Source organism: Paenibacillus sp. 4624 (assembly GCF_050435065.1).
In the GTDB taxonomy this organism is placed as follows: domain Bacteria; phylum Bacillota; class Bacilli; order Paenibacillales; family Paenibacillaceae; genus Paenibacillus; species Paenibacillus amylolyticus_D.
Window position 1 is genome coordinate 509488 of record NZ_JBNDJR010000001.1, and the last position, 24355, is coordinate 533842.

Annotated in this window: 23 protein-coding genes; 21 read left to right on the plus strand and 2 right to left on the minus strand. The window is 45.3% G+C overall.

What is annotated here, in order from left to right; genetic code table 11:
• The first annotated feature begins 13 nt into the window (after window positions 1-13).
• A complete protein-coding gene (locus tag ABIE27_RS02305) occupies window positions 14-1984 on the plus strand; it encodes a copper amine oxidase N-terminal domain-containing protein (RefSeq protein WP_429349851.1) in 1971 nt (656 codons plus the stop codon).
• A gap of 149 nt (window positions 1985-2133) precedes the next feature.
• On the opposite strand, the gene ABIE27_RS02310 is transcribed toward ABIE27_RS02305, so the two are convergent.
• Complete coding sequence (locus tag ABIE27_RS02310) at window positions 2134-2436, minus strand: hypothetical protein (protein ID WP_123062602.1); 303 nt, start codon at window positions 2434-2436, stop codon at window positions 2134-2136.
• A 349-nt stretch (window positions 2437-2785) separates the two neighbouring features.
• Between ABIE27_RS02310 and ABIE27_RS02315 the strand changes: the two genes are divergently transcribed.
• The 3 genes from ABIE27_RS02315 (at window position 2786) to holA (ending at window position 5899) form a co-directional block, all read left to right on the plus strand.
• Window positions 2786-3334 (plus strand): RNA polymerase sigma factor, encoded by a 549-nt coding sequence (locus ABIE27_RS02315; protein WP_090914823.1) that lies wholly within the window; start codon window positions 2786-2788, stop codon window positions 3332-3334.
• Window positions 3331-4623: a zf-HC2 domain-containing protein gene (locus tag ABIE27_RS02320; protein ID WP_123062601.1), complete on the plus strand. Its 1293-nt coding sequence runs from the start codon at window positions 3331-3333 to the stop codon at window positions 4621-4623. Before ABIE27_RS02315 ends, ABIE27_RS02320 begins: the two co-directional genes overlap by 4 nt.
• Before the next feature lie 259 nt (window positions 4624-4882).
• A complete protein-coding gene (holA, locus tag ABIE27_RS02325) occupies window positions 4883-5899 on the plus strand; it encodes a DNA polymerase III subunit delta (RefSeq protein ID WP_123062600.1) in 1017 nt (338 codons plus the stop codon).
• Between the two features lie 185 nt (window positions 5900-6084).
• On the opposite strand, the gene rpsT is transcribed toward holA, so the two are convergent.
• Window positions 6085-6357, minus strand: coding sequence for a 30S ribosomal protein S20 (gene rpsT / locus ABIE27_RS02330; protein WP_090914815.1), 273 nt, complete (start codon window positions 6355-6357; stop codon window positions 6085-6087).
• 176 nt (window positions 6358-6533) lie between these two features.
• Here rpsT and gpr point away from each other — a divergent pair, with 176 nt between their 5' ends.
• The 17 genes from gpr to prmA all read left to right on the plus strand — a co-directional run bounded on the left by gpr (window position 6534) and on the right by prmA (window position 24355).
• Window positions 6534-7535 carry a GPR endopeptidase gene (gene gpr, locus ABIE27_RS02335; protein WP_123062599.1) on the plus strand — a complete coding sequence of 334 codons (1002 nt, stop codon included), beginning with the start codon at window positions 6534-6536 and terminating at the stop codon, window positions 7533-7535.
• Window positions 7536-7690: 155 nt separating this feature from the next.
• Window positions 7691-8983 (plus strand): stage II sporulation protein P, encoded by a 1293-nt coding sequence (locus tag ABIE27_RS02340; RefSeq protein ID WP_123062598.1) that lies wholly within the window; start codon window positions 7691-7693, stop codon window positions 8981-8983.
• A gap of 100 nt (window positions 8984-9083) precedes the next feature.
• Window positions 9084-9440 carry a DUF3679 domain-containing protein gene (locus ABIE27_RS02345; protein WP_123062597.1) on the plus strand — a complete coding sequence of 119 codons (357 nt, stop codon included), beginning with the start codon at window positions 9084-9086 and terminating at the stop codon, window positions 9438-9440.
• Between the two features lie 146 nt (window positions 9441-9586).
• Complete coding sequence (gene lepA, locus ABIE27_RS02350; RefSeq protein WP_123062596.1) at window positions 9587-11401, plus strand: translation elongation factor 4; 1815 nt, start codon at window positions 9587-9589, stop codon at window positions 11399-11401.
• Window positions 11402-11563: 162 nt separating this feature from the next.
• Window positions 11564-12748: a radical SAM family heme chaperone HemW gene (gene hemW / locus ABIE27_RS02355; protein WP_123062595.1), complete on the plus strand. Its 1185-nt coding sequence runs from the start codon at window positions 11564-11566 to the stop codon at window positions 12746-12748.
• Window positions 12749-12865: 117 nt separating this feature from the next.
• Entirely contained in the window at window positions 12866-13336 is a 471-nt protein-coding gene (locus ABIE27_RS02360; protein ID WP_090914803.1) for an N-acetyltransferase, read from the plus strand.
• A gap of 278 nt (window positions 13337-13614) precedes the next feature.
• Window positions 13615-14448, plus strand: coding sequence for a hypothetical protein (locus ABIE27_RS02365; protein ID WP_429349852.1), 834 nt, complete (start codon window positions 13615-13617; stop codon window positions 14446-14448).
• A 265-nt stretch (window positions 14449-14713) separates the two neighbouring features.
• Window positions 14714-15442, plus strand: coding sequence for a response regulator transcription factor (locus tag ABIE27_RS02370; protein ID WP_123062594.1), 729 nt, complete (start codon window positions 14714-14716; stop codon window positions 15440-15442).
• Window positions 15439-16791 (plus strand): sensor histidine kinase, encoded by a 1353-nt coding sequence (locus ABIE27_RS02375; protein WP_123062593.1) that lies wholly within the window; start codon window positions 15439-15441, stop codon window positions 16789-16791. The genes ABIE27_RS02370 and ABIE27_RS02375 overlap by 4 nt, the downstream gene beginning before the upstream one ends.
• A gap of 175 nt (window positions 16792-16966) precedes the next feature.
• Entirely contained in the window at window positions 16967-17998 is a 1032-nt protein-coding gene (gene hrcA / locus ABIE27_RS02380; RefSeq protein WP_123062592.1) for a heat-inducible transcriptional repressor HrcA, read from the plus strand.
• Between the two features lie 41 nt (window positions 17999-18039).
• On the plus strand, window positions 18040-18600 hold the full coding sequence (gene grpE / locus ABIE27_RS02385) for a nucleotide exchange factor GrpE (protein ID WP_123062591.1): 561 nt from the start codon (window positions 18040-18042) through the stop codon (window positions 18598-18600).
• A 126-nt stretch (window positions 18601-18726) separates the two neighbouring features.
• Entirely contained in the window at window positions 18727-20565 is a 1839-nt protein-coding gene (gene dnaK, locus ABIE27_RS02390; protein WP_090914791.1) for a molecular chaperone DnaK, read from the plus strand.
• 133 nt (window positions 20566-20698) lie between these two features.
• On the plus strand, window positions 20699-21817 hold the full coding sequence (dnaJ, locus tag ABIE27_RS02395; protein WP_123062590.1) for a molecular chaperone DnaJ: 1119 nt from the start codon (window positions 20699-20701) through the stop codon (window positions 21815-21817).
• Between the two features lie 214 nt (window positions 21818-22031).
• Window positions 22032-22400 (plus strand): hypothetical protein, encoded by a 369-nt coding sequence (locus ABIE27_RS02400; RefSeq protein WP_123062589.1) that lies wholly within the window; start codon window positions 22032-22034, stop codon window positions 22398-22400.
• A 227-nt stretch (window positions 22401-22627) separates the two neighbouring features.
• Complete coding sequence (locus tag ABIE27_RS02405; RefSeq protein ID WP_123062588.1) at window positions 22628-22807, plus strand: YfhD family protein; 180 nt, start codon at window positions 22628-22630, stop codon at window positions 22805-22807.
• Window positions 22800-23192, plus strand: coding sequence for a hypothetical protein (locus ABIE27_RS02410; protein ID WP_123062587.1), 393 nt, complete (start codon window positions 22800-22802; stop codon window positions 23190-23192). Before ABIE27_RS02405 ends, ABIE27_RS02410 begins: the two co-directional genes overlap by 8 nt.
• A gap of 197 nt (window positions 23193-23389) precedes the next feature.
• Window positions 23390-24355, plus strand: coding sequence for a 50S ribosomal protein L11 methyltransferase (gene prmA / locus ABIE27_RS02415; RefSeq protein WP_429349853.1), 966 nt, complete (start codon window positions 23390-23392; stop codon window positions 24353-24355).

Here is a 24355-nt window from a genome sequence, read left to right on the forward strand (position 1 = left end):
GGAACGTATAGAAATGCTGCCATTCAAAAAAGCACGAGTTAGAACGTTTACATTGTGGATCGGGATTCTGGTTCTTAGTGTTCTGGTGGGGATACCTGGAGCATTTGCTTCGTCTGAGTCGAATCGTTCTATTCATTCTGTTCTTGACCGAAATAACTATCTGCTAAATGATGGAACCCTTTGGTCAAAAGGAAGTATTGCTGGAGTGTGGACACAAAATCGAAATTTAATCGGAATCTCAGGATCATATAATGGAGTTATTTTTGGTTGGACTGCGGATGATCAAGTGATCATGTGGGATATGGATAATGCTCATTTGCCAACAACCAAACAATTCAAAGGAGTTAAGAAGGTATATGGTAATGGATGGGTTCAGCTTCAGGATGGGGGCCTGTATAAGTTCAGAGATCAGGAGAAAGTTCTGGATTCTGCTCTAGATGTAAGTTCCTATTCATATGGAAGTGACATCACCGACACCATTTTGTCTTCATCAGGTGATATATATTATTCAAAATATAGTAAAATTCGAAAAGCTGGAAATGTAGCTAACGCTACCGCAATTGCAGCAAATAGTGTTTATGCAGCAGTATTAAAAGATGACAACTCGGTAGTTATTGTCAATATGCTGTATCAGGAAGAGCAAATTACGATTGCGAGTGATGTCCAATCCTTGATCTGGTGGGGAAACAAGTATAAACTACTCGTGGTGAAAAAGGATGGAACAGTCTGGAGCTATGACCGGAATGACAATTACAAGGGTGAGCAGTTACCGGGACTAAACAATGTATCCAGAAAGGTGTATGCACTTGATCTGGACGAATTATATGCACAGTTACAGGACGGCTCGTGGGCTGCATATCATAGTGGGAAGTTAACTTCTCTATCGGCACCGACTCTGAATCAAGTAACGCTTACGGCATCAACCAAGGAAGCTAATATCGGGGATACAGTCACACTTACTGTTCAGGAGAATTATAGTAACGGGTTCAAAACAAAACGTGCGCCTTTGCCTGGTGAAATTACGTTGGAACAGTCGCAAGTAGCTCTGATTCTGCCAGAAGGCAAGCTGAAAGCAACAGGCATGGGAACTACAAAAGTGATGCTGAAAATAGGGGATAAGTCTTCCGATACACAACTGACCGTTAACTCTCAACAGAAATTGACAGGAGCTGAACTATTAAACGGAAATGTGTATTTGCCTGTACAATCTGTCTTCAAAATGCTAGGAGCCAAAATCGATGTTCAGGGAATTCATTTCAAGATACAGATGGGAAATGACCTTATCACACTGACAAAAGGAAGTGCAGTAGCAGATTTCAACGATAAAGCGATCACAATGAAAGGTAAGGTGCAGACCATTAACGGGCAGACCGTATTTCCTGCGGAACTGTTAAAACAAGTGGCACGTATACAGGTGAATTGGGATGCTGAGTTGAAACAAGCCAAAGTGTTCGTTGGAAATTCTGCTATTGTGGTGGAGTCGAAGTATACGCTTGCTTTGATTAAGAAAAAAGAGTTAGGGAATCTGAGCCGGTTCATTGGCAAGTCCTACTGGATTAACAGTGATACAAGCTTAGGGCAACGCTTTAGTAAAGTCACTATCACCGATATTAAAATTGAAAAAGGGAAGTATAATGAACGAAGTTACTCCATTGTTTTCCGTAATACCAAGGGTAAAACCGTTATTGCTTATGCAGGCGGTGTTTCATCGAGTGTAACGGAGATGCTGGCGGATTCAGATCAATTCTTTTCTTACGATCCATATAAAAAATACAACTGGTCTTCATCTACATGGAAGAAAATCATTGCGGGTGAAGTAGCTCTAGGGATGAATACTACACAAGCGCGTCTGGCATGGGGAGATCCAAACAGTATTACGCAAGAATCAAGCTCAAAAGGCAAGATTGAAGTTTGGGTTTATGCAAGTTCTGAAGGAGTCAGAGCTTTAGGATTCCTCAGTGGAAAGTTGATGGCCATTTATTGATTTCTTTATAATCTAGCTCGTTTTTTATAACAACTACCAATATAACACAAGAAAAAGCCCTGTTCTCCATAACTCTCTTCAAAAGAGAATTAAGGGAAAGGGCTTTTTCATATCCGTTCTAATCACTGAATATAAATGTAAATATTGAATTACTCCACGCCGTCTTTGAAATGTTTATTCCAATGTTTGTCGCCTTTGTGAAGAATGTCTTCAACGGTTTTTTCGAGTGTCGCCAGTAGTTGTGCTCTGACATCCAGTACCGTTTCTCTGTACAAGCGTTCTTCCGATCCGACGATTTTATCGCCGTATAACGCCTGTGCAGCTACGTATTTACGATGCTCTTCGACCAGAGTATCGATGGATTCCAAAGCATGTTCTACAAAGTGGGAAATGCTTTGATATTCCTTTGGCATTTGTTCTTTTAATTGTTGAATTTTCGCTAGAGCTGGCATGCTCATCACCTCGTCTTATGAATGTAAATTTACAATACACCATTTTCATGAATAATGCATTAAAAAAAGCTTAAATTTGGACAAATTTCGACTTTTTTTATTTTTAGGCCTATAAAAGTACTTAACCATAATGTATGCCGTTGCATTTATTTTGAGTCGTGTAAGTAATGGAATCCCTGATCTCAGACGTTTGATGACTACGTTTGCATTTTCTGTTATTCTAAGATAAGATTCGGCGGCCCTTATACATATGCCGTTATTTTGTGATGGAAAATTAAAATATACTTAACTTTGCAACAATTTTATCGATGATTACGTCAGTAAGGTTGCAGGGAGAGGGGGATCCTTTGTGGTAGAGCCGGAACTCATCAGAGCCGCTCAATCGGGCGATCGCGACGCTCTAATTACCCTATTGCGGGAGATTGAACAGCACGTCTATCGGACCGCATATTATATTCTAAATAATGAACAGGACGCCTTGGATGCTGCGCAGGAAGCGTTGATCCGCATTTACACCAAGATTAATTCTTATGAAGAAAAAGCCCAGTTCAAAACCTGGGTGCAACGCATCGTAACGAACATCTGCATTGACAAGTTCAGAAGAACCAAGCCTTCCGTGTCCATCGATGAACACGAAATGGTTTTTCAGGATAAACAGGATGTGGAATTCGAAGTGATGTCCACTTATGTAGCCAAGGACATTCAGGATGCGATCAACAAGTTGCCAGAGCATCATCGGACCGTCATTGTTCTAAGATATTTGCAAGATTTATCCTATAACGAAATTGCGGATTGTCTCGATCTTCCGCTCAATACGGTGAAGTCTTACTTATTTAGAGCCAGACAACAGTTACAAAATCTACTACAGGAGTATCAGAAAGGTGGTGTGACAGGATGAAATGCGAAGAGGTGGTGGAATGGATGCACCGGTATCTGGATCATGATCTGGGCGAGGCGGAAACGACGCAGATGCTACAGCATGTGGCCAAGTGTCCGGAGTGCGCCGAAAATTTTAGTATGCTCAGAGCTCTATCCAGGGAACTGGAAGATTTACCGCAAGTAAGCCCTAAGTTCAGTCTGGTTGATGCGATTATGCCTCAATTGGATGCGATTGACGAAGCGCGTAAAGAACAAAGCAGTACCGTGCAAGAAATGAGTCCTGTCCCTGCGGCATTTGAGAGTCTACAGCGATCAAGCTCAAGTGAGCAAAAAGCGAAGACTAAATGGTTTAATTCAATGGTGGGACGGACGTCTATGGGTGCAGCGGCTGCGGCTGTAGTATTAGGATTTGCCATCTGGGGTTATCAGCCCGAACAGATTGAGAATGCAGATTCGATGATGATGAGCTCTGGCGCATCGCAAGATAGTAATAGTGACGAGCAACCTTCAATGAGTATGAAAGTGAATAACGATCAAGCAGACACAACCAACCAAGCTGAAGGTAGTGCGATTGCGCCTGACTCTTCAAATGATCCGGAGATGGAAGGTTCTATGCAACCGAATGCGGATCAACCTGACGAGAGCAACGGAACAGAACTGAAAACCCCAGATGCTTCAGGTGATCAAGAGTCAGCCAAACCTCCCACAGAGGGACCGGTTTCTCAAGACAATGGCAAGCAAGAGGTGAATTCAAGCCCTTCTTCTGACTCTGCCAATACGCAGAAGAGCATGGAACCAAAACAGGGAACGGAGCAGAAAAAGCCGGACACAAGTGAAGGTGATGTTTCCACTCCTAATGACAAGGGAAGAAGCGCGTCCGATTCAAACGATCAGTTAGACGAGACATTTTCGGCTCAAACGATCATTCCAAATCAGGATAACCCAGCTCAAGGCAGTGAAACTGACAATGCAGGAACTGGAACGGAATCGGGTGCTGCTGGAGGTCAGCAGGGACTGATGGCTCCTGAACAGGGAATCACTGCAGCGACTGGAGCAAAGGAATGGAAATCACCTGATGGTTCTTATGTTGTTATGTTGCTTGGTGACCAGTTAAGTATTTATGCGAAATCTGCGAATGATCCGGATGTTCTGAATCTAATTGAGCAACGGAGTGTAGAAGGTACGTTAAAGTCGGGAAGTTGGTCCAAAGACAGCCAGCAGTTTAATTATGAAATGGACAAAGACGGAGCGACCACAAAGGATACCTTCAAAGTTGGTATCTCATCTAATGTGTCACCTGCGAAATAGTTCTGTGTATATGGTTCCTGCAAGGCATGTAGAGAGAACCTTTTTCTATGAACAAGCATATACTGGATATAACTAAAGAACGTCCTATCTCTGATCAAACAACTGACGTCGTATGACCGCACGCCAGCTATTTCTAGAATGGCTGTGCTTGCGTTTATATAGATGCAGAACAGTGGACCTTTATCCATACATGGATGAAGGTCCCTTTGTTGTCTTGTGTATTTTCTGGTAGGATAAAAGGGATAAGGAGGAACGGTGAATGGACGTAAAAAGCGCAACAAAGGCAATACGCAGCGGGGAAACTGCGCCAATCTATGTGCTGTATGGAACGGAGAAGTACCAGATACAGCAGTTCACAGAGATGTTAAAAACGCATGTTATTGAAGAGGAGCATCGGGATTTTGCGGTTATTCCATATGATCTCTCCGAAACACCGATTGAGGCTGTTGTGGAAGAAGCAGAAACAGTTCCTTTTCTTGTTCCACGCAAATTGATTATTGTAAGGGACACAAGCTTGTTTACGGCGGGAAAGGAATCCAAAATAGAGCATCAGGTAGATCGCTTGATTACATATATGGATAACCCTGCTGACTACAGCACGATCGTTTTTTTAGCGCAAGGGGACAAGCTGGATGAACGGAAGAAGCTGGTGAAAGCAGCCAAGAAACAGGCGGTTGTTCTCGCCTTTGCACCGCTAAGTGGAGAAGAATTGATCCAATGGATTGTTAAACTTGCAAAACAGAGAGAGGTGACCTTTGAAGCTGGGGCAGCAGATACGCTAGTCAGTTATGCTGGAACAGGACTACAGGGGCTATCTGCCGAAGTAGATAAGCTTTGTTTGTTTGCTGGAAACGGAGGAACAATTCGCCGTGCAGATATTGAGTCACTGGTGGCTCGTAGCACGGAACAGAACGTATTTGCACTTGTGGAGGAACTAGCCAACCTGAGATTGGAAAAAGCACTTTCACTCTTTTATGAACTTTTGAAGCAACGCGAAGAACCGATCAAGATTGCAGCGCTGATTGCGCGGCAGTTCCGCATTATGATTCAAGTGAAGGAACTCGGGCAACAAAGTTACTCGCAGCAGCAGATTGCCAGTCAACTTGGCTTGCATCCGTATGCTATCAAAATTGCCGGGGAACAGGCTCGAAAATTTGAAGCTGACCGTCTACGGAAGATTCTGAGTCATTTGAGTGAGCTGGATTATCAGATGAAAACAGGAGCAGTGGATAAGGTGCTTGGCTTGGAGTTATTTTTGTTAAGACTTGGAGCATAGCCGTAGGCAAGAGCAAAAAAAACAACCTGAACGTTCTCCGCATGTTGATATTTCAACATAAGATCAGAGAGATTTAGGTTGTTTTTTTATGGTATGTTCTTTTTACTTGGCGGAACAGATGCTAAAAAATCCTGAAAGCCCATGCTGTTCAGGATTTTTCCATTGGTTCGTATAAGTAACGCTTCTTACGCTTGTGCGGAAAGAGCGTTCAGTTTTTTCGCCAAGCGAGACTTTTTGCGTGCAGCTGCATTTTTGTGAACCAGACCTTTAGTTACAGCCTTGTCCAGCTTTTTGGAAGCAGCTTGAATCGCAGCTTTAGCAGTTTCAACTTCGTTGCTTACCAGAGCAGCATCAGCAGCTTTAACAGCTGTGCGGAGTGCAGACTTCTGAGAAGCGTTGAGTGCGCGGCGCTTGTCGCTCGTTTTTACGCGTTTAACAGCGGATTTGATGTTTGGCATTACATTCACCTCCTGTAAGGCATTCGCATGAATACAAACGTTTCACAACTTAAAATATTCTATCACGCTAGCATATAAATTGCAACAGATTTTGCATCGTTGTTTGGCATGTTGCATAAAGCCCGCCTTTTTCCCACACAATATGCTCAAATGCAATAAGGGAGGCAGGGACACAGATGACACTGGATTTGCAAAATTATACCGTACGCACGGATTTGGCTATCGACTCCAAAGAAATGGCACAAGGCAGTCAGAGACAGACGATCCCCGGATTACGTGAGGATGTTGATAAGAAAGACGGCATTACGATCACACGGATTGATGTGTTGAATGATGAAGCAGCGAAAGCCATAGGGCGTGTAAAAGGCCACTATGTCACACTCGAGGTGCCTTCCCTTCGCAACGGAGATACTGAACTACAGGAACGGGTGGCCGCCGAATTTACACGAGAAATGGAAGCGTTTATGACCAAGGCGGGCATTGGCAAAGATTCCAAGGTACTGATTGTGGGTCTCGGCAACTTGAATGTCACTCCAGATTCTCTTGGTCCGTTGGTTGTAGAGAATCTGATGGTGACCCGGCAGTATTTTGAATTGGTACCCGATCAGGTTGCGCCTGGATATCGTGAGGTCAGTGCTATTGCTCCGGGTGTGCTTGGTACAACGGGGATTGAGTCGAGTGACATCGTGCAGGGCATTGTTGAGCGTACCCGTCCTGATGCCATTATCGCCATTGATGCGCTTGCTTCCCGCTCTCTTGAACGGGTGAATACAACGATTCAAGTGGCCGATATCGGGATTCATCCTGGCTCTGGTATTGGTAACAAACGTCGTGGATTAACGAAGGAAATTCTGGGTGTTCCTTGCATTGCCATCGGTGTGCCAACGGTATGTTATGCTTCGACCATCGTGAACAACGTCATCGAAATGATGCGTTCTCACTTTCGCCAGGAAACCGATCAGACCAAACAAATTATGGGCATGCTCGATGACATCGGTGAAGAGGATCGTTTGAGTCTGGTTAAAGAAGTGCTTGAACCGCTTGGACATGATCTGATCGTTACCCCGAAGGAAATTGATGAGTTCATTGAAGGCATCGCCAATGTCATTGCAACCGGACTTAATGCGGCTCTTCACGAAGCGGTAAATCCAGATAACGTTGCGGCTTACACGCACTAGAGCGTATCCCCTAATATGGAACGAGAAAGAAGGTCCGAATCTATCGGACTTTCTTTTTTTGTTCACTTTATCTTTCTACTTCCTGTTCTATCAAATTGCACACGCTCATAGAGTTGAAGTATAAGAGTTGTTCTGCAAGGGAAGGAGACATAAGAATGAACAAGATATTGGCATGGAACATTGGCAAGTGGAAAAAAAGATGTCTGCACGTGCTGGCCATGGGCCGTACACTGTTGCTGCTTATGATCATATCTGCCCTCTTTTTTGTTGCACTCGGGCTTGGAGGCATGGCGGAGAAACGGTTGAATAGTTCCCCTGTTTCTTCGATGAAGGGATTTGCAGGTTCAGTCTCAAGCCGCTTTTTTGTGGACATGTTGGGTATGGAAGTGCCTCATCTTACCCAGAAGGAACAGAACACTGCGATTTCCGGTGAAAATCTAACTTCTTTTGTGTTTCAATTGCTCACCAATGTGAATCCTCAAGATCCCAAAAGTTTAATCGCACGAGAAATGCCAGGCATGGGTGCAAATCAGCCCGTTCTGCTTAGGCCAGGCTCTGGCAATACCAAGGCAGAAGCACCTGAGGATTATCAGCCAGGCCCAGGCCTGACAGAAACAGCCTCATCAGGTGAAGGTAAGCCAGGAAGTGAGCTGCATGTCCCTCCGGGTCAGGATGATCCAAACGTTTCCGGTGAGGATGATCCGGGAAAGGGTGCCGTAGATGAAGATCCACCAGCAAAAGGGAATGGGCAAGACAAGGGGAATCCGGCCATTACTAAAAAATCCGTCCTTATCTATCACTCTCACCCGCGTGAAGGATATAATCCACTGCTAGGCACGGATAGCGACAACCCATCTTCCGGCAAACCGACAGGTAATGTTTTTCAAGTGGGAACCTATCTATCGGATAGCTTGGAGAAGCTGGGTGTGGGTGTAGAGCATGCGAAGGAAGATTATCAAACTAAAATCAAAGATTACAATTGGAACTTTTCCTATAAATATTCCAGACAGACCGTCAAAGCGGCGCTTGCTCAGAATGACGACCTGACATATCTAATTGATATTCACCGCGATTCCCAGCGGCACAAAAAAACGACAACAACGATCGGTGATCAGAGTTACGCCAAGGTATATTTTATCATCGGGCATGAGAACCCAAATTGGCGTAAAAATGAAGCCTTTGCTGCAAAAATTCACAAAAAGCTGGAAGCGAAGTACCCGGGGGTATCCCGAGGAGTGTGGGGGAAGAATGGCGGAGGAGGCAACAATGGGGAATATAATCAGACGCTTTCCCCGAACAGCATTCTCATCGAAATCGGTGGCATTGACAATACGGCAGCTGAGCTGAAACGAACATCCAAAATTCTGGCGGATATGATCGCGGAAGTATATTGGAACGAGCAAAACGTAGATAAAGCAAGTGCAAAACCGGTATCCAAGGGCGGATAAATGAAGGAAAGATTCGGAAAACTTTCGTAGCGATTGCAGAAGTGTAATGAAACGATGATCTATTCGATTAGCTATCTATAGAAGAAGGGAGATCTGCGAGATGTCCAGATTTGGCAAAAAACTGCTGTCTGTCAGTGTGCTTATGTTACTTGGTGTCCTGCTTGGCATGCAGCTGGCGGGCAGTGGTTTTCAGCATAACAGTCCTGTGAAAAGTGTCCCTGCAGTGGCGACCACAGAAACCGCACCCGAGGAAAATAAACCTGTACCCGCCGAGCCTGTGCAGCCCGAGGTTAAAAAGCCGTTCGTTCCTGTCCAGACCCCAAGCCAGGTGCTTGGGGCAGATCAGCAGAAAGCTCCGGTGGATGTTCTGGCGGAAAAAACGGCTGGCTTGCTACAAAACTTGTCAAACAGCGGCATCAAGTGGGTTGTCTCTCTTTTTGGCGGAGTAGATGAATAGAAGCAGATGGAATAAAGGAAAACTAATCCTTCGAGGCACTCATCCAGTGCACTTTATTATAAAGTTAAACCATCATGGGATTGATGCACCTTGCAGCAACTGTTATAATGAAGTGATTGACACTAGGCTGTTTCTGGGGGTAAGGAATGACTGACATTCGGGAAAGACAACGTAAAATTCGTAACTTTTCAATTATTGCACATATAGATCACGGTAAATCAACACTTGCGGACCGGATCTTGGAGTACACAGGTGCGCTGACATCACGTGAAATGCAGGAACAAGTACTGGATCAGATGGATCTGGAACGCGAACGCGGAATCACGATTAAACTGCAAGCGGTTGCCCTGAATTACAAGGCAGATGACGGTGAAGAGTATCTACTGAACCTCATTGATACACCAGGACACGTAGACTTTACGTACGAGGTATCACGTAGTCTTGCTGCATGTGAAGGGGCGTTGCTTGTCGTTGACGCGGCTCAAGGGATCGAAGCGCAAACACTGGCTAACGTATATCTTGCGCTGGACAACAATTTGGAGATTTTGCCGGTTATCAACAAAATCGACTTGCCAAGTGCCGATCCGGAACGGGTGAAGCAGGAAGTTGAAGATGTTATCGGACTGGATACCAGCAATGCTGTATTGGCTTCGGCCAAAGCGGGCATCGGGATCAAAGAGATTTTGGAGCAAGTGGTACAGAGTGTGCCCGCACCTGTGGGTGATCCGGATCAACCGCTTAAAGCGCTGATTTTTGACTCGCATTACGACCCTTACAAAGGGGTTATCGTGTATGTGCGTGTTATTGACGGTAAAATCAAGGCGGGTTCCAAAATCAAAATGATGGCCACAAACAAATCGTTTGAAGTGATCGAAGTGGGAGCGTTCAAGCCGCGCATGACCATTGTGGACGAGCTGAACGTCGGGGATGTAGGATTCATCGTTGCGGGTATCCGTCACGTCGGCGATACACAAGTCGGGGATACGGTTACTGACGCGAAAAATCCGACGCTTGAACCACTACCTGGATATCGTAAAATCAATCCAATGGTATATTGCGGTCTGTATCCGATCGAAACATCGGACTATGTGGATCTGCGTGAAGCATTGGAAAAGCTGCAGCTGAACGATGCATCACTCAGCTTTGAGCCGGAGACTTCCAGTGCACTGGGCTTTGGATTCCGTTGCGGATTCCTGGGACTGTTGCATATGGACGTTATTCAGGAGCGGATTGAGCGTGAGTTCAACATTCCGCTGATCACAACGGCTCCAAGCGTAATTTACCATGTAACGCTAACTAACGGCGAGCAGATTCAAATCGATAACCCATCCAACTATCCAGAGGTAGGACGGATTGATTACGTTGAAGAGCCTTATGTGAAGGCTTCAATCATCGTGCCTAATGATTACGTGGGAACCGTTATGGAACTGTGCCAAAATAAACGCGGCGAATTTATCAATATGGAATATATGGACACAACACGGGTTACGATTACATATCAGATCCCGTTGTCTGAGATCGTATATGACTTCTTCGACCAGTTGAAATCAAGCACTAAAGGTTATGCTTCGTTTGACTATGAGTTGTCCGGTTACCGCCAGTCGAATCTGGTGAAAATGGATATCCTGCTTAACGGCGAACAAGTCGATGCCTTGTCCTTCATCGTTCACAGAGATCGTGCATACAATCGCGGCCGTATCATCTGTGAGAAACTGCGCGAACTGATTCCGCGGCAAATGTTTGAAGTACCGATTCAAGCATCCGTTGGAACCAAGGTTGTGGCTCGTGAAACGGTCAAAGCGATGCGCAAAAACGTACTTGCCAAGTGTTACGGCGGTGACATCTCGCGGAAACGGAAACTGCTTGAGAAGCAGAAGGAAGGTAAGAAGCGGATGAAACAGGTGGGTAACGTTGAGGTGCCACAAGAGGCATTTATGGCGGTACTAAAAATTGATGATTAAAAATGCATTTTTAGGTACAGCACAGATTGTGTGTATTAAAAATGCATTCTAATAATTTAATTTTGGGTACAGCACAGAGTGTGCGTATCGAAATTGAATTAACATTTTAGCTGAAAGGGAAGCCAACTGGCTTTCCTTTTTTCAAATCAAGGGGGACTTACCGTGACACTTGCAGCACACAACCAGAAAACAGGTGCGCCCCAAGCGGTGTACCTTCACATTCCATTTTGTACCAATAAATGTTTTTACTGTGACTTTAACTCTTATGTTTTGAAGGATCAGCCCGTTATGCAATACTTGGAGGCGCTGGAACGGGAGATGGAACATACCGTCAAGGCGAATCCGCCAGGTGAAATTAAAACGATCTTTGTCGGCGGCGGAACACCAACCGCGTTGAAACCGGACGAGATGGCATATTTCCTGCGGTCGGTCAAAACCTATTTCCCGAATTGGGCAGAGGATATTGAATTTTCGATGGAAGCCAACCCGGGAACGACGGATGCCGAAAAGCTGGCCGCGATGAAAGAGGGCGGTGTTAACCGGGTCAGCTTTGGCGTTCAGGCTTTTCAGAATGATCTGCTGACAGGCATTGGTCGGATTCATAATACAGATGATGTATACCGAAGCTTGGAAAATGCACGCAAGGCGGGACTGGATAACCTGTCGATTGATCTGATGTTTGGACTGCCAAACCAGACGGTGGAGATGTTGAACGAGAGCATCGACAAGGCGCTGGAGCTGGATCTGAAGCATTATTCGATCTACAGCCTGAAGGTAGAAGAGAACACCCTTTTCCATACCCTGTATCAAAAAAATCAACTGCCTCTTCCGCATGAGGATGATGAGTTGCAAATGTATCTTCTATTAATGAAGCGCATGAAAGAAGCAGGTTATGAACAGTATGAGATCAGTAACTTTGCCAAGCCTGGCTTCGAGAGCCGTCATAATATCACTTATTGGCGTAATGAGGATTATTACGGACTCGGTGCGGGTGCACACGGATACGTAGGCCGTGAACGCCATATGAACATTAAGGGAATTAATCCTTATGTGGAAGCCTCACGTGCGGGACTGCCTCGTTTGGATCATTTTGAGATTGGCCGTGCGGAAGCGATGGAGGATTATCTAATGGTAGGACTCCGTATGCTGGAGGGCGCTTCATCTTCCAGATTCCATGATCAGTTCGGGGAATCCATGGAGGATGTATTTGCGAAGCCGCTGGGCAAAATGTTGCATGCAGGATTGCTTGAGCGGACAGCAGACGGCTTTAAACTGAGTGAACAAGGTATTCTGTTCGGCAATGACGTTTTTGCCGAGTTTATCGGCTCTATATCGCTAAATTCGTAGCTTGAAATTCTATACGCTCTGTTGTATATTTATTCATATTGTTTTACAGGGCGTGTCAATTTAAACAACTACGAAGCTAGCTTTCCTCGGAAAGCGTCGTTATAGGAGGAGAGCTGGATGTCGGTTATATGCAGGAAAGCTGTACCGGAAGATGTTGAACCACTGTTTGAAATGATTAAGGGATATGCAGAGCGTGGGATCATGCTTCCGCGTTCACGGGAAGTACTGCATCGGCAGCTGGAGCATTTTATTGTGGCTGAGGTGGATGGAGTGGTCGTAGGCTGCGGTTCGTTATGTCGTCTGGGCAATGATCTGGTGGAAGTAAGATCGCTGGGCATTTCAGAGGGGTATAAAGGGCTGGGCATCGGATCCCGTCTACTTGACCGGCTTGTAGAAGAGGCGGAGAGACAACAGATTCCAAAGGTGATGGCTCTCACGTATGAAGTTTCCTTTTTTCTGAAAAATGGCTTTGCTGTTGTGGAAAAAGAAATCTTCCCTGAGAAAGTATGGACGGACTGCGTTCATTGCAGCAAGCAGGATTGCTGTGACGAGATTGCGGTTCTGAAAGAACTGAATGTGTCAGCGTAGTTATACGCTTATATGAATAAAAATATAAAGATCACAACCCAGAAAACCTATGGTTTTCAAAGGGCTTGTGGTCTTTTTTTGTGCATCGTTTTTTTCATATACTTTTCACACACTTATTCCATTATTCTCACACATCCTCTTGTTAAGATGAACTTACATAAGCGATCTGCAAAAACTTCACAGTGGAACAGTTGAAGAGCAAGGATAAAGACAAGGTTTTCAACGTACCCAGCAGGAAATATGCAGATAGCTCAATCTTAAGAATGAGGTGACCGATGATGAAAAAATGGACAAAACATGTAGCAGCTTTGGTAACAGCGATGAGTGTAATTGGTGGAGCCGGCAGTGCTTTTGCCGCAACGCCTGTTGTAAATTCCGTAAAACCGTCTGAAACACAAAAGGCTGGAGCGTCCGCTAACTCAACGAGCAAACCTACGACAAAATCAACAACGACTCCAGCAACGAAATCCACTGTAGCGCCTACAAAAACGACAGGAGCTAAAACTACTCCTTCCAAAACAACAGCTACAACGAAGAAGGAAACAACAACTCACAAAGCTAACACAGTAACGCATAAAGCCAAAAAGACTGCGCATAAAGCAAAAGTGACGAAGCATAAAGCAAAAAAGGCTGTACACAAATCAAAAGTAACTCACAAAGCAAAAAGAGCTTCTCATAAAACAACAGCAATGCATCACAAGGGCAGAAAAACGGCTCATAAAGCGAAACAGGCAGCACACAAAGCTTCCGCAACAGCAAAGGCTACTGCACATCAAGCAAAACAAACAGCACACAAAGGGAAAAAAAACGCTCACAAAATCGCAGCACACAAAGCAACAGCTAAAAAAGCAGTGGGAACCAAAACGCCAGTAGCTAAAACGACTGTAAACAAGACAACTACAACAAAAACAGGAGTGAAAAAAACAACAACTGCAACAACTGCAACAACTCCAAAAACAACAGCCGTAACTACGCACAAAACACCAGCTGCAACAGCACACAAAACAACAACGGCTACAACACACAAAGCAACATCTGCTACGAAAGCGCCGGCTACAACCAAAGTGACAAACAAAAACGAGGCAGCAAAATCAAGCTCATCCCATAAATAAGTATAAAGCCGTTGATGCATCTTCGCTCTACCTGTTCAGAACAACGATTTATTGTATCAGTGAGATGTGAATGACAAAGGCTTACAGACGGAGTTCTCTATAGGGAATCTCCGTCTTTGCTATCTTAAGCAGGAGTTGGGAAGCGCGTATTGGGTGTGTTCATGGGAAGTTTTGAAATTCGTGCACAGACTCTGTTACATTAATAGTGACATATCTAATAACAAACATATCAGAAGTGATATATTCATGAATGAGGTGAATGCCAATGCCGCATATTTTTGTAGTGGATGATGATCCATATATTCTACAACTCATTACAGGTTACTTGAAAAAGGAACAATATGAAGTGACCTCCTTTGCGCACGGCAGAGAGCTGGTCGGGGAAGTTCGCTCGAAAAAGCCAGATTGTTTGATTCTCGATATTATGATGCCCGGGGTTGATGGGCTTACGCTCTTGACAGAACTGAGAACGTTCACTGAAATTCCGATTATTATGGTATCGGCACGGGGGGAGGAAATCGATCGTTTAAATGGTTTGGAACTGGGGTGTAACGATTTTTTGAGCAAACCTTTCAATCCGCGTGAATTGGTTGCGAGAGTAAAAGGCATGCTTCGTTTGATACACAGCAGTCGCTTATCACAAGGCATTGAACTAAAAGAAACGGATCGGCATCAGCCGAAGGAAGGGTCCTATTTTAGTATAGGCGACGTGCAGATTTCAGAAGAATTCCGACGTGTCAATGTTAGAGGAGAAGAATTGGGGCTAACCGGAAGGGAATACGAGCTTTTGTTATTTCTTTCCCAACACCTGGATCGTCCTTTCAGCCGGGAACAGTTAATTCAGCAAGTCTGGAATTATGATTTTTACGGTGAAGTGCGTGTAGTGGATGATCTCGTGAAACGGATTCGTAAAAAGCTTGCGCAGGTTCAAGCAACACTGACCATTGATACCGTGTGGGGGTTCGGCTATAAAGCAGCTGTACATACACGATGAAGACGATACGCAGCAAAATGCTGCTCGCTTTGTTTGCAAGTATGTTGGTTACTGTGGCGTTTACGGTTCTGTTTTTTATCCATCTTTTTGATGATATTTTGCTCAATCAGGTCAAAGAGCAATTAAATGGCCAAACGAAGAAAGCTGTTAAAATCATTCGTGTAGATGACCTGGAGGATCTGGACAATGACAGTTTCCGCTTCTTTATTAAGGACATCCTTTTTTATGCCGACTATTTTGTAATTGATGGAGACGACAAGATCGTGGCTTCGAGTAGTGCAGGACGTGTGGGGATGAAGCTGCAAGGATTTCCAGGTACACACGAAGGGTATATGATTTTGAATGGAAAAAAGGTACTGTACAGTGAGGCGGAGCTGTCACATAAACAGTTTCGGGTAATTTTGTATTCTCCGCTATCATCACTTAGGGCGATGTATATTCCGTTGTTTCGGACAACCCTTCTGTCGATTGCTGCAAGTTTCGTCGTTATCCTGTTGATTGGTTTATTCGCCGTGTGGCGAACGGTACAGCCACTCAATCGCTTGAAAGAGGCTGTTAACAAATATGAACCAAACATGCCTGACAGAGATCAATTCCTACAGGCTGACCATACAGAAATCGGCGAATTGATTCAGACCTTTCAATTAATGAGTAACAGAATCGATGACCATCACCGCCATCAGCTGGAGTTTTTGCAAAATGTATCACATGAACTTAAGACACCATTGATGTCCATTCAGGGTTACGTGTATGCGATTCAGGATCAGGTCGTATCCACGGATCAGGGGCTTGAAATTATTGCTGCCCAGTCGCAGCGTCTCATTGATATGGTTGGAAAGCTGATTCAGCTCTCCAGACTGGAAACTGTGGATGAGGAATGGCCTGTGGCAGTTATTGACCTGAAAAACATGGCCGAAGAAGCAGTGTATCTGCTCATGCCAACTGCGTTTCAGCGAGGAATACATTTGACAGCGGAAGCAAATTCGTTCATGGTGGAAACAGCAGGGGAGCAATTGTTTCAGATTCTGCTGAATTTGCTGCAAAATGCTGTGCGCCATACCGAAACGCAAGTGAAATTGACATTGGAACTCTCTGCCGATGATCACGCAGACTGGATTTTTCATGTTGATGATGATGGGCCAGGCTTGAATGAGCATGACAGGCAGCATATTTTCCGTCGTTTTTATACGGGAAATAATGGGGTGACAGGACTGGGACTAACGATTAGCAAGCAACTGGCAGCACGTCTCCATGCAGATTTGGTGTATAGTGATTCACCGCTAGGTGGAGCACGTTTCAGTCTGAGACATTATCCTGCCGAGCGAGAAATCCAGCATCAAGGTTCATAATATACGTTATAAGGTAAGGTTATTGGCCTATACTATAAATAGATGATCCCATTCCGCAAACTCACTTGACAATGATCATGTCAGTTTGGTATTTTTGTATTACCGATTAGCACTCATCTAACTGGAGTGCTAACGACATGGGGCAGTACAGTGTCAGAAGGAGGGAATACTCACCATGTTAACAGAGCGTCAACGAATGATTCTGAACGCTATAGTGGATGACTATATCCGTTCAGCTGAGCCCGTAGGGTCCCGAAGCATTTCCAAAAGAGGAGATGTTGGATATAGTCCGGCAACGATTCGTAATGAAATGGCCGACCTCGAAGAGATGGGGTTTCTCGAACAGCCGCATACTTCAGCTGGACGCATCCCTTCTCATAAGGGTTATCGATATTATGTCGACCATTTGGTTCCCTGGAATCAGGTGGAGCCGCAGGAATTGGACGATTTAAAGTCATTTTTCGCGGAGAAGCTTAATGTGATGGAACAGGTTATTCAGCATGCTTCCAACATTTTGTCTCATATGACCAATTATACTTCGATTTTGCTTGGACCAGAGGTGTTTCATACATCACTGCGTCACTTCCAGTTGCTTCCGCTGAATGAGAATGAAGCTGTAGCTATTATAGTGACGAACACCGGTCAAGTGGAGAACAAGACGGTTCAGATTCCACCCGAAATCTCGGTTGCCGAGATGGAGAATGTCGTTCGTCTGTTAAATACCAAGTTGGTAGGCGTACCGATTTACAAGTTGAAATCACGTCTTTATACTGAGCTCGGTCAGGAAATGGAGCGTCATATCACGCGATATGAGGAAGTTATGCAGGTGCTCAACAACGCGTTTGACAATGAGCATGACAACCGTTTGTTCCTCAGCGGTGCTACCAATATGTTGACACAACCTGAGTTCAAAGATGTAGAGAAAGTTAAGGATATTCTCGATTTGTTAGATGAGACACCAACATTAATGAAATTGATGATGCCAGTGCCCGGCGGGCCCGGAATTCAGGTGCGAATTGGCACCGAGAATGATCATGAAGCCTTTGCGAACTGTAGCTTGATTACAGCGTCGTATTCCTTGGACGGCGAGGCACTTGGGTCCATAGGAATTTTAGGACCAACCCGCATGGATTATGCACGCGTCATCCATATTTTAAATACATTATCCCGTGACCTTACAACAATGCTGACGACTCGCTTCAAATAAGCAACGGGAATACGATTCATTCTTATAAGGAGGTGAACATCTTGAAAGAGGAGCAATCAATTACAGAAGAGCAAGAAGTAACAGCCGAGCAGGAGCCGGTCAATGAGGCTGCAGCAGCTGAAGCCCAAGCTGAGGAGATAACAGATCAGGAACAAAGTGAACTGGCACGTGTGAAAGCAGAGGCTGAGGAAACCCAGCAACGTTTTGTTCGTGCACAGGCTGACTTTGATAACTTCCGCCGTCGGACACAGAAGGAAAAAGAGGAACTTGCCAAATACGCTTCAATGAAGCTGGTCACCGAACTGGTACCGGTTATGGATAACTTTGAACGCGCTATGGCTACGGTACCGGAAGGTACGGAGACTGAATCTTTTGCCAAAGGATTTCAAATGATCTTGCGTCAATTGGAAACCGTGCTGACGAACGAAGGACTGACTGCGATGGAAACGGTTGGAAAACCGTTTAATCCTGAATTCCACCAAGCGATTATGCAAGTGGAGAGCGATGAGCATGAAGAAGGCATCGTTGTGGAAGAGGTTCAAAAAGGCTACATGCTGAAGGATAAAGTACTTCGTCCGGCAATGGTTAAAGTAAGTTCTTAATCCGAGGCTGAACAAAGGGACGAAGTTTAATATACAGCTTTTATACACATAGAGCAGATCACTTACTAACACAATAAGGCTGACAAGTGCCTATTCATTTTAAATTGTTGAGGAGGAAATTTTCCGATGAGCAAAGTAATCGGTATTGACTTAGGAACAACCAACTCATGCGTAGCCGTTATGGAAGGCGGCGAGGCTGTAGTTATTCCAAACCCGGAGGGTGCGCGTACTACTCCTTCTGTTGTAGGTTTCAAAAAAGATGGCGAGCGTGTCGTTGGTGAAACAGCAAAACGTCAAGCGATCACCAACCCGGATCGGACGATCATTTCCATTAAGCGTCACATGGGTACATCCCACAAAGAAACGATCGATAGCAAAGATTATTCTCCACAAGAGATCTCTGCAATCATCCTGCAAAAGCTGAAAGCTGATGCAGAAGCATACTTGGGCCAAACGGTAACTCAAGCGGTTATCACCGTTCCAGCTTATTTCAATGACAGTCAGCGTCAAGCGACGAAAGATGCGGGTAAAATCGCAGGTCTGGAAGTACTTCGTATCGTCAACGAGCCAACAGCAGCAGCTTTGGCATATGGTATGGAAAAATCCGAAGACCAAACCATTCTTGTATATGACCTGGGCGGCGGTACGTTCGACGTATCCATTCTGGAACTGGGTGATGGTTTCTTCGAAGTTAAAGCAACTAGTGGTGACAACCAACTGGGCGGCGATGACTTTGACCAAGTGATCATCGACTATCTCGTGAATGAATTCAAAAAAGATCAAGGCATTGATCTGAGCAAAGATAAAGCAGCGGTGCAACGTTTGAAAGATGCAGCTGAAAAAGCGAAAAAAGAGCTTTCCGGCGTATTGACTACAACGATTTCCCTGCCATTCATCACGGTTGCTGACGGCGTTCCTCAGCATTTGGAATTGAACCTCAGCCGTGCGAAATTTGAAGAACTTTCTGCTGGCCTGGTTGAGCGTACGCTCGAACCAACTCGCCGTGCGTTGAGTGATGCGGGCATGACACCTAACGATATCGACAAAATCGTATTGGTTGGTGGTTCTACACGTATTCCAGCGGTGCAAGAAGCCATCAAAAAACTGACAGGTAAAGAGCCTCACAAAGGCGTGAACCCGGACGAAGTTGTTGCACTTGGTGCAGCTGTACAAGCGGGCGTACTAACAGGTGACGTTAAAGACGTGGTATTGCTGGATGTAACTCCACTGTCCCTGGGTATTGAAACTGCAGGTGGCGTATTTACGAAAATGATCGAGCGTAATACGACGATTCCTACAAGTAAATCTCAAGTGTTCTCCACTTACGCAGACAATCAACCTAGCGTTGAGATTCACGTTCTGCAAGGTGAGCGCGAGATGGCTGCTGGCAACAAAACGCTTGGTCGCTTCATGCTGGGAGATATCCCGCCAGCCCCACGCGGTGTGCCGCAAATCGAAGTTAGCTTCGATATCGATGCCAACGGTATTGTTAACGTATCTGCAACAGACAAAGGTACAAACAAAACGCAAAAAATTACCATCACTTCTTCCAGCGGTCTGAGCGATGCTGAAGTTGAGCAAATGATGAAAGATGCTGAACTTCATGCTGAGGAAGACAGAAAACGTAAAGAACTTGTTGAAGCGAAAAACAGTGCAGACCAATTGATCTACTCTGTAGACAAAACAATTAAAGATCTTGGTGAAAAAGCAGATGCAGGCGAAGTAGAAAAAGCAAATGCTGCCAAAGAAAAATTGCAAGGCGTACTGGCTTCCGACAATCTGGAAGACATCAAAGCCGCTACAGAAGAACTGACTGAGATTGTTCAACAGTTGTCTGTTAAATTGTATGAGCAAGCTCAAGCTGATGCACAAGCGACTCAAGGTGCTGAAGAGCAACAAGGTTCTGCTAAACGTGACAACGTCGTAGACGCTGATTACGAAGTTGTAGACGAAGATAAAAAATAATTAATTCGCCATAGTCTGCGAGTTAAACATCGGTGACGTTCGGATTAAAGGGAAAGTCATAGCCGGGGCTCCCGTGCTTTGACTTTCCTTTTGTCACGATGTGCGATAAGGTGAATGTTATGGGGGTGGAAGAGTGGCTGAAAAACGTGATTATTATGAGGTGCTCGGCGTAAGCAAAAATGCAAGCGACGAGGAAATCAAAAAAGCTTACCGTAAGCTGGCCCGTCAGTATCACCCTGACGTGAACAAAGCAGCAGATGCGGAAGCCAAGTTTAAAGAAGTAAAAGAAGCTTATGATGTCGTAAGTGACAGCCAGAAGCGTGCTCAGTACGACCAATACGGTCACATCGATCCGAATCAAGGTGGATTTGGCGGTGGAGACTTTGGTGGCGGCGGCTTCGGCGACATCTTTGATATGTTCTTTGGTGGCGGTGGCGGGCGCCGTGACCCTAACGCTCCGCAGCGGGGGAACGATTTGCAGTACACCATGACGATTGAGTTCAAGGAAGCTGTATTTGGCAAGGAAACGGATATTACGATTCCGCGTACGGAAGGCTGTGACACTTGTCACGGTTCAGGTGCCAAACCAGGAACGAAACCGGAAACATGTACAGTCTGCAAAGGTAGTGGACAACAGGAAGTCGTTCAGAATACACCATTTGGTCGTATGGTCAATCGCCGCGCTTGTTCGAACTGTAGCGGTACTGGACAGATTATCAAAGAAAAATGTACAACGTGCAGCGGCAGCGGTAAAGTTCGCAAACAGCGCAAAATCAATGTTCGCATTCCAGCTGGTGTGGATGACGGTGCACAGTTGCGTATGACAGGTGAGGGTGAAGGCGGTCTGCGCGGTGGTCCTGCAGGCGACCTGTACATTGTTATTCGTGTGAAGTCTCATGACTTCTTTGAGCGCGAAGGCGATGACATTTATTGTGAAATTCCGTTGACGTTTGCCCAAGCCGCACTCGGAGACGAGATAGAAATCCCGACATTGACCGAAAAAGTGAAGCTGAAAATTCCGGCGGGTACACAAACCGGTACGTATTTCCGCCTCAAAGGCAAAGGCGTGCCACGCCTCCGCGGTATGGGACAAGGAGATCAACATGTGAAGGTTGTTGTGGTTACACCAAGTAAGCTGAATGACGAACAGAAAGATCTGCTTCGTCAAATTGCTGCACTGGATGGCGAACAAACCCATGAGCATGAGCAATCGTTCTTTGATCGAGTAAAACGCGCCTTTCGCGGCGACTGATTCATATATGAAGTAGTTATGAGAACACCTTCGATGATCTTTGATGATCGAAGGTGTTTTTCTTATGTAAATTAGGTTGCTTCGAAGTGTTCCCAAGTGTCCCCACATGTTAGAAATTCGGTATATTCTGGGCTCGGTTGCGGAAAGATAGCATGGCGGGACGATCTGTGAAATAGATACAGATTGACAGAATTACAGGAAGCAGGTGAAGCAAATGACGGAGAAAAATATTTTGGCCTATTTTCATAGCCCAGAGCAGGCACAGGGAGCGGTCAAAAAATTGGAGGCGCTGCGGGTGGAAGACGTGTCCATTAATCGTTTTAGCCGTTATGCGGGTGTTGGACCAAGTGGAGCCTCCTATAAACCAGGTATCTCCGGCAGTTACTCATCTTGGATACCTGATGCGATGCAAACCAATGCCAGCTCAGGCATTATGGCTGCGGCAGACCCTGCTGCAAGCGGAATGAGTGATGGCGGACAAGGCGGCCCTACAGGCAGGGATATTCTATTAACTGTCGTTGTGGATGAAGAGGTGCATCACCGAGCGATGTCGATCATTGAACAAGCCGGTGGAATGATCTGAATTTGAGCAATAAGATCATTTACACAGCAACGGAGAGGACAGAAAAGACCTGAAAAAGCGGAGCTAAAAGCTTTCTAAAAGAAAGCTACATCGGAAGCATAGGCTTCGCCTTTATCACCGGATTTTCCCCTTGAAAAAGGGAATCAAAAAATCTGGGGATAACAGCTACTCTCCAGGTTATTCTGTCATCGGAGTGTATGTGTAAATACAAAGGGAGGAAAAATGAAATGGCTAATCGACAACGACCAGGTGAAATTTTAACAAAAACGGAAAAGATGAAACGTCTTCAGTCTGCGAAAAATGAGGATGTGGAGTTCAGCGCAGAAGCGGCAGATCACGAGGATATCGAAGCTTTGCGCCGCAGTGAGGCAGCAGATCGTCGTCAAGGAAGAGAAATTCATGACTGAAGATCGCTCGGCGGTCACACTTGAGGCTGTATTTACGAGTTGGTCTGAAGCTGAATCTGCTCGCAGAGCTCTGGAGTTGCTGCATCCGAACCAGCTGCGCATCGAGAGTCTGCGTGAGCATGCAGGGACAGCTGGGTCAAATAATATTAAAGGAGAAGAGCATTTACCAACAGCTGTTGTTGGCGGCTTCAGCGGCGAGCTGAATGTACTTGCTCTAATCAGTGATGAGACCGAGATGTTATCGGGAGGACAGGTGTATGACCATTCACCAGAAGATGCAGCGCGAAGTGTAAAGCAGGGCATTTTACTGACGGTATCCGTTTCTCACGATTCTTTACCGCAAGCTGCAGAGATGATCACACAGAACGGCGGACGTTTTTATTAGTGGTGCTCACGAGAAAGATCGACAGGTACCGAAAAATGGGACAGGATATTCGAGCGGTTTGACTGCGGATATCCTGTTTTGTTTTCTTTTATGAGTATGCTTTGTGCTTCGGCTTGCATGTGTAGTACAATAGTTGGGATGTTTGAATTATTAGCAGGCAAAAGACGTTTTTAATTATTGAGGAGGCAAAACCACGTATGTTATGGCATGAACTAACAATACATACCACAGAAGAAGCTGTGGAGATGATTTCGAATTTTTTGCATGAAGCGGGTGCTGGAGGGGTGTCGATTGAAGAGTCCGGCACTTTAAATAAAAAACGGGATACGACGTATGGCGAGTTATATGACGTTCCTTTGAATGATATTCCCGAAGGTTTTGCGGTCATCAAAGGATATTTCTCCGAAGGTACAGATATGGTTGCCTTACAGGCAGAAGTAAACCCGAGAATTGAAGAATTGTCCGAGTTTGGTATTGATGCCGGGGAGATTCGTTACGAAACACGTACGGTGGATGAAAATGACTGGGCAACGGCTTGGAAACAATACTTCAAACCTGTGCGCATATCCGATCGTCTGACGATCAAGCCAACGTGGGAGGAATATACGCCGGAGAGCCCAGATGAGAAAATTATTGAGCTGGACCCTGGAATGGCTTTTGGTACGGGTACACATCCAACGACAACACTCTGTTTACGTACACTGGAAAAAGTGATTCAGGGTGGCGAGGAAATGATAGATGTGGGTACGGGTTCCGGTATTCTGTCTATCGGCGCGGTACATCTGGGTGCAAAGCATGTGCTCGCACTTGATCTTGATCCGGTTGCAGTAACAAGTGCGATAGAAAACGTGGAACTGAACAAGATGCAACAGCAGATTACGGTCAAAGAAAGTGACCTATTGTCTGTGCTTGGAAACCAAGATCCTGCTCTTGGTGTTAAGCTGCCAGTCAAAATTATTGTAGCCAACATCTTGGCTGAAATTATTTTGCTGTTCGTTGATGATGTGTATAAAGCACTGGAGTCTGGTGGCATCTATATCGTTTCGGGCATATGGAAGAACAAGGAGCAGGTTGTACATGATGCGCTGGTGGCATCAGGATTTGAAGTTCGTGCGATCGAGCGTGAAGAGGACTGGCTAGCCTTTGAAGCCAGAAAGAGGTAG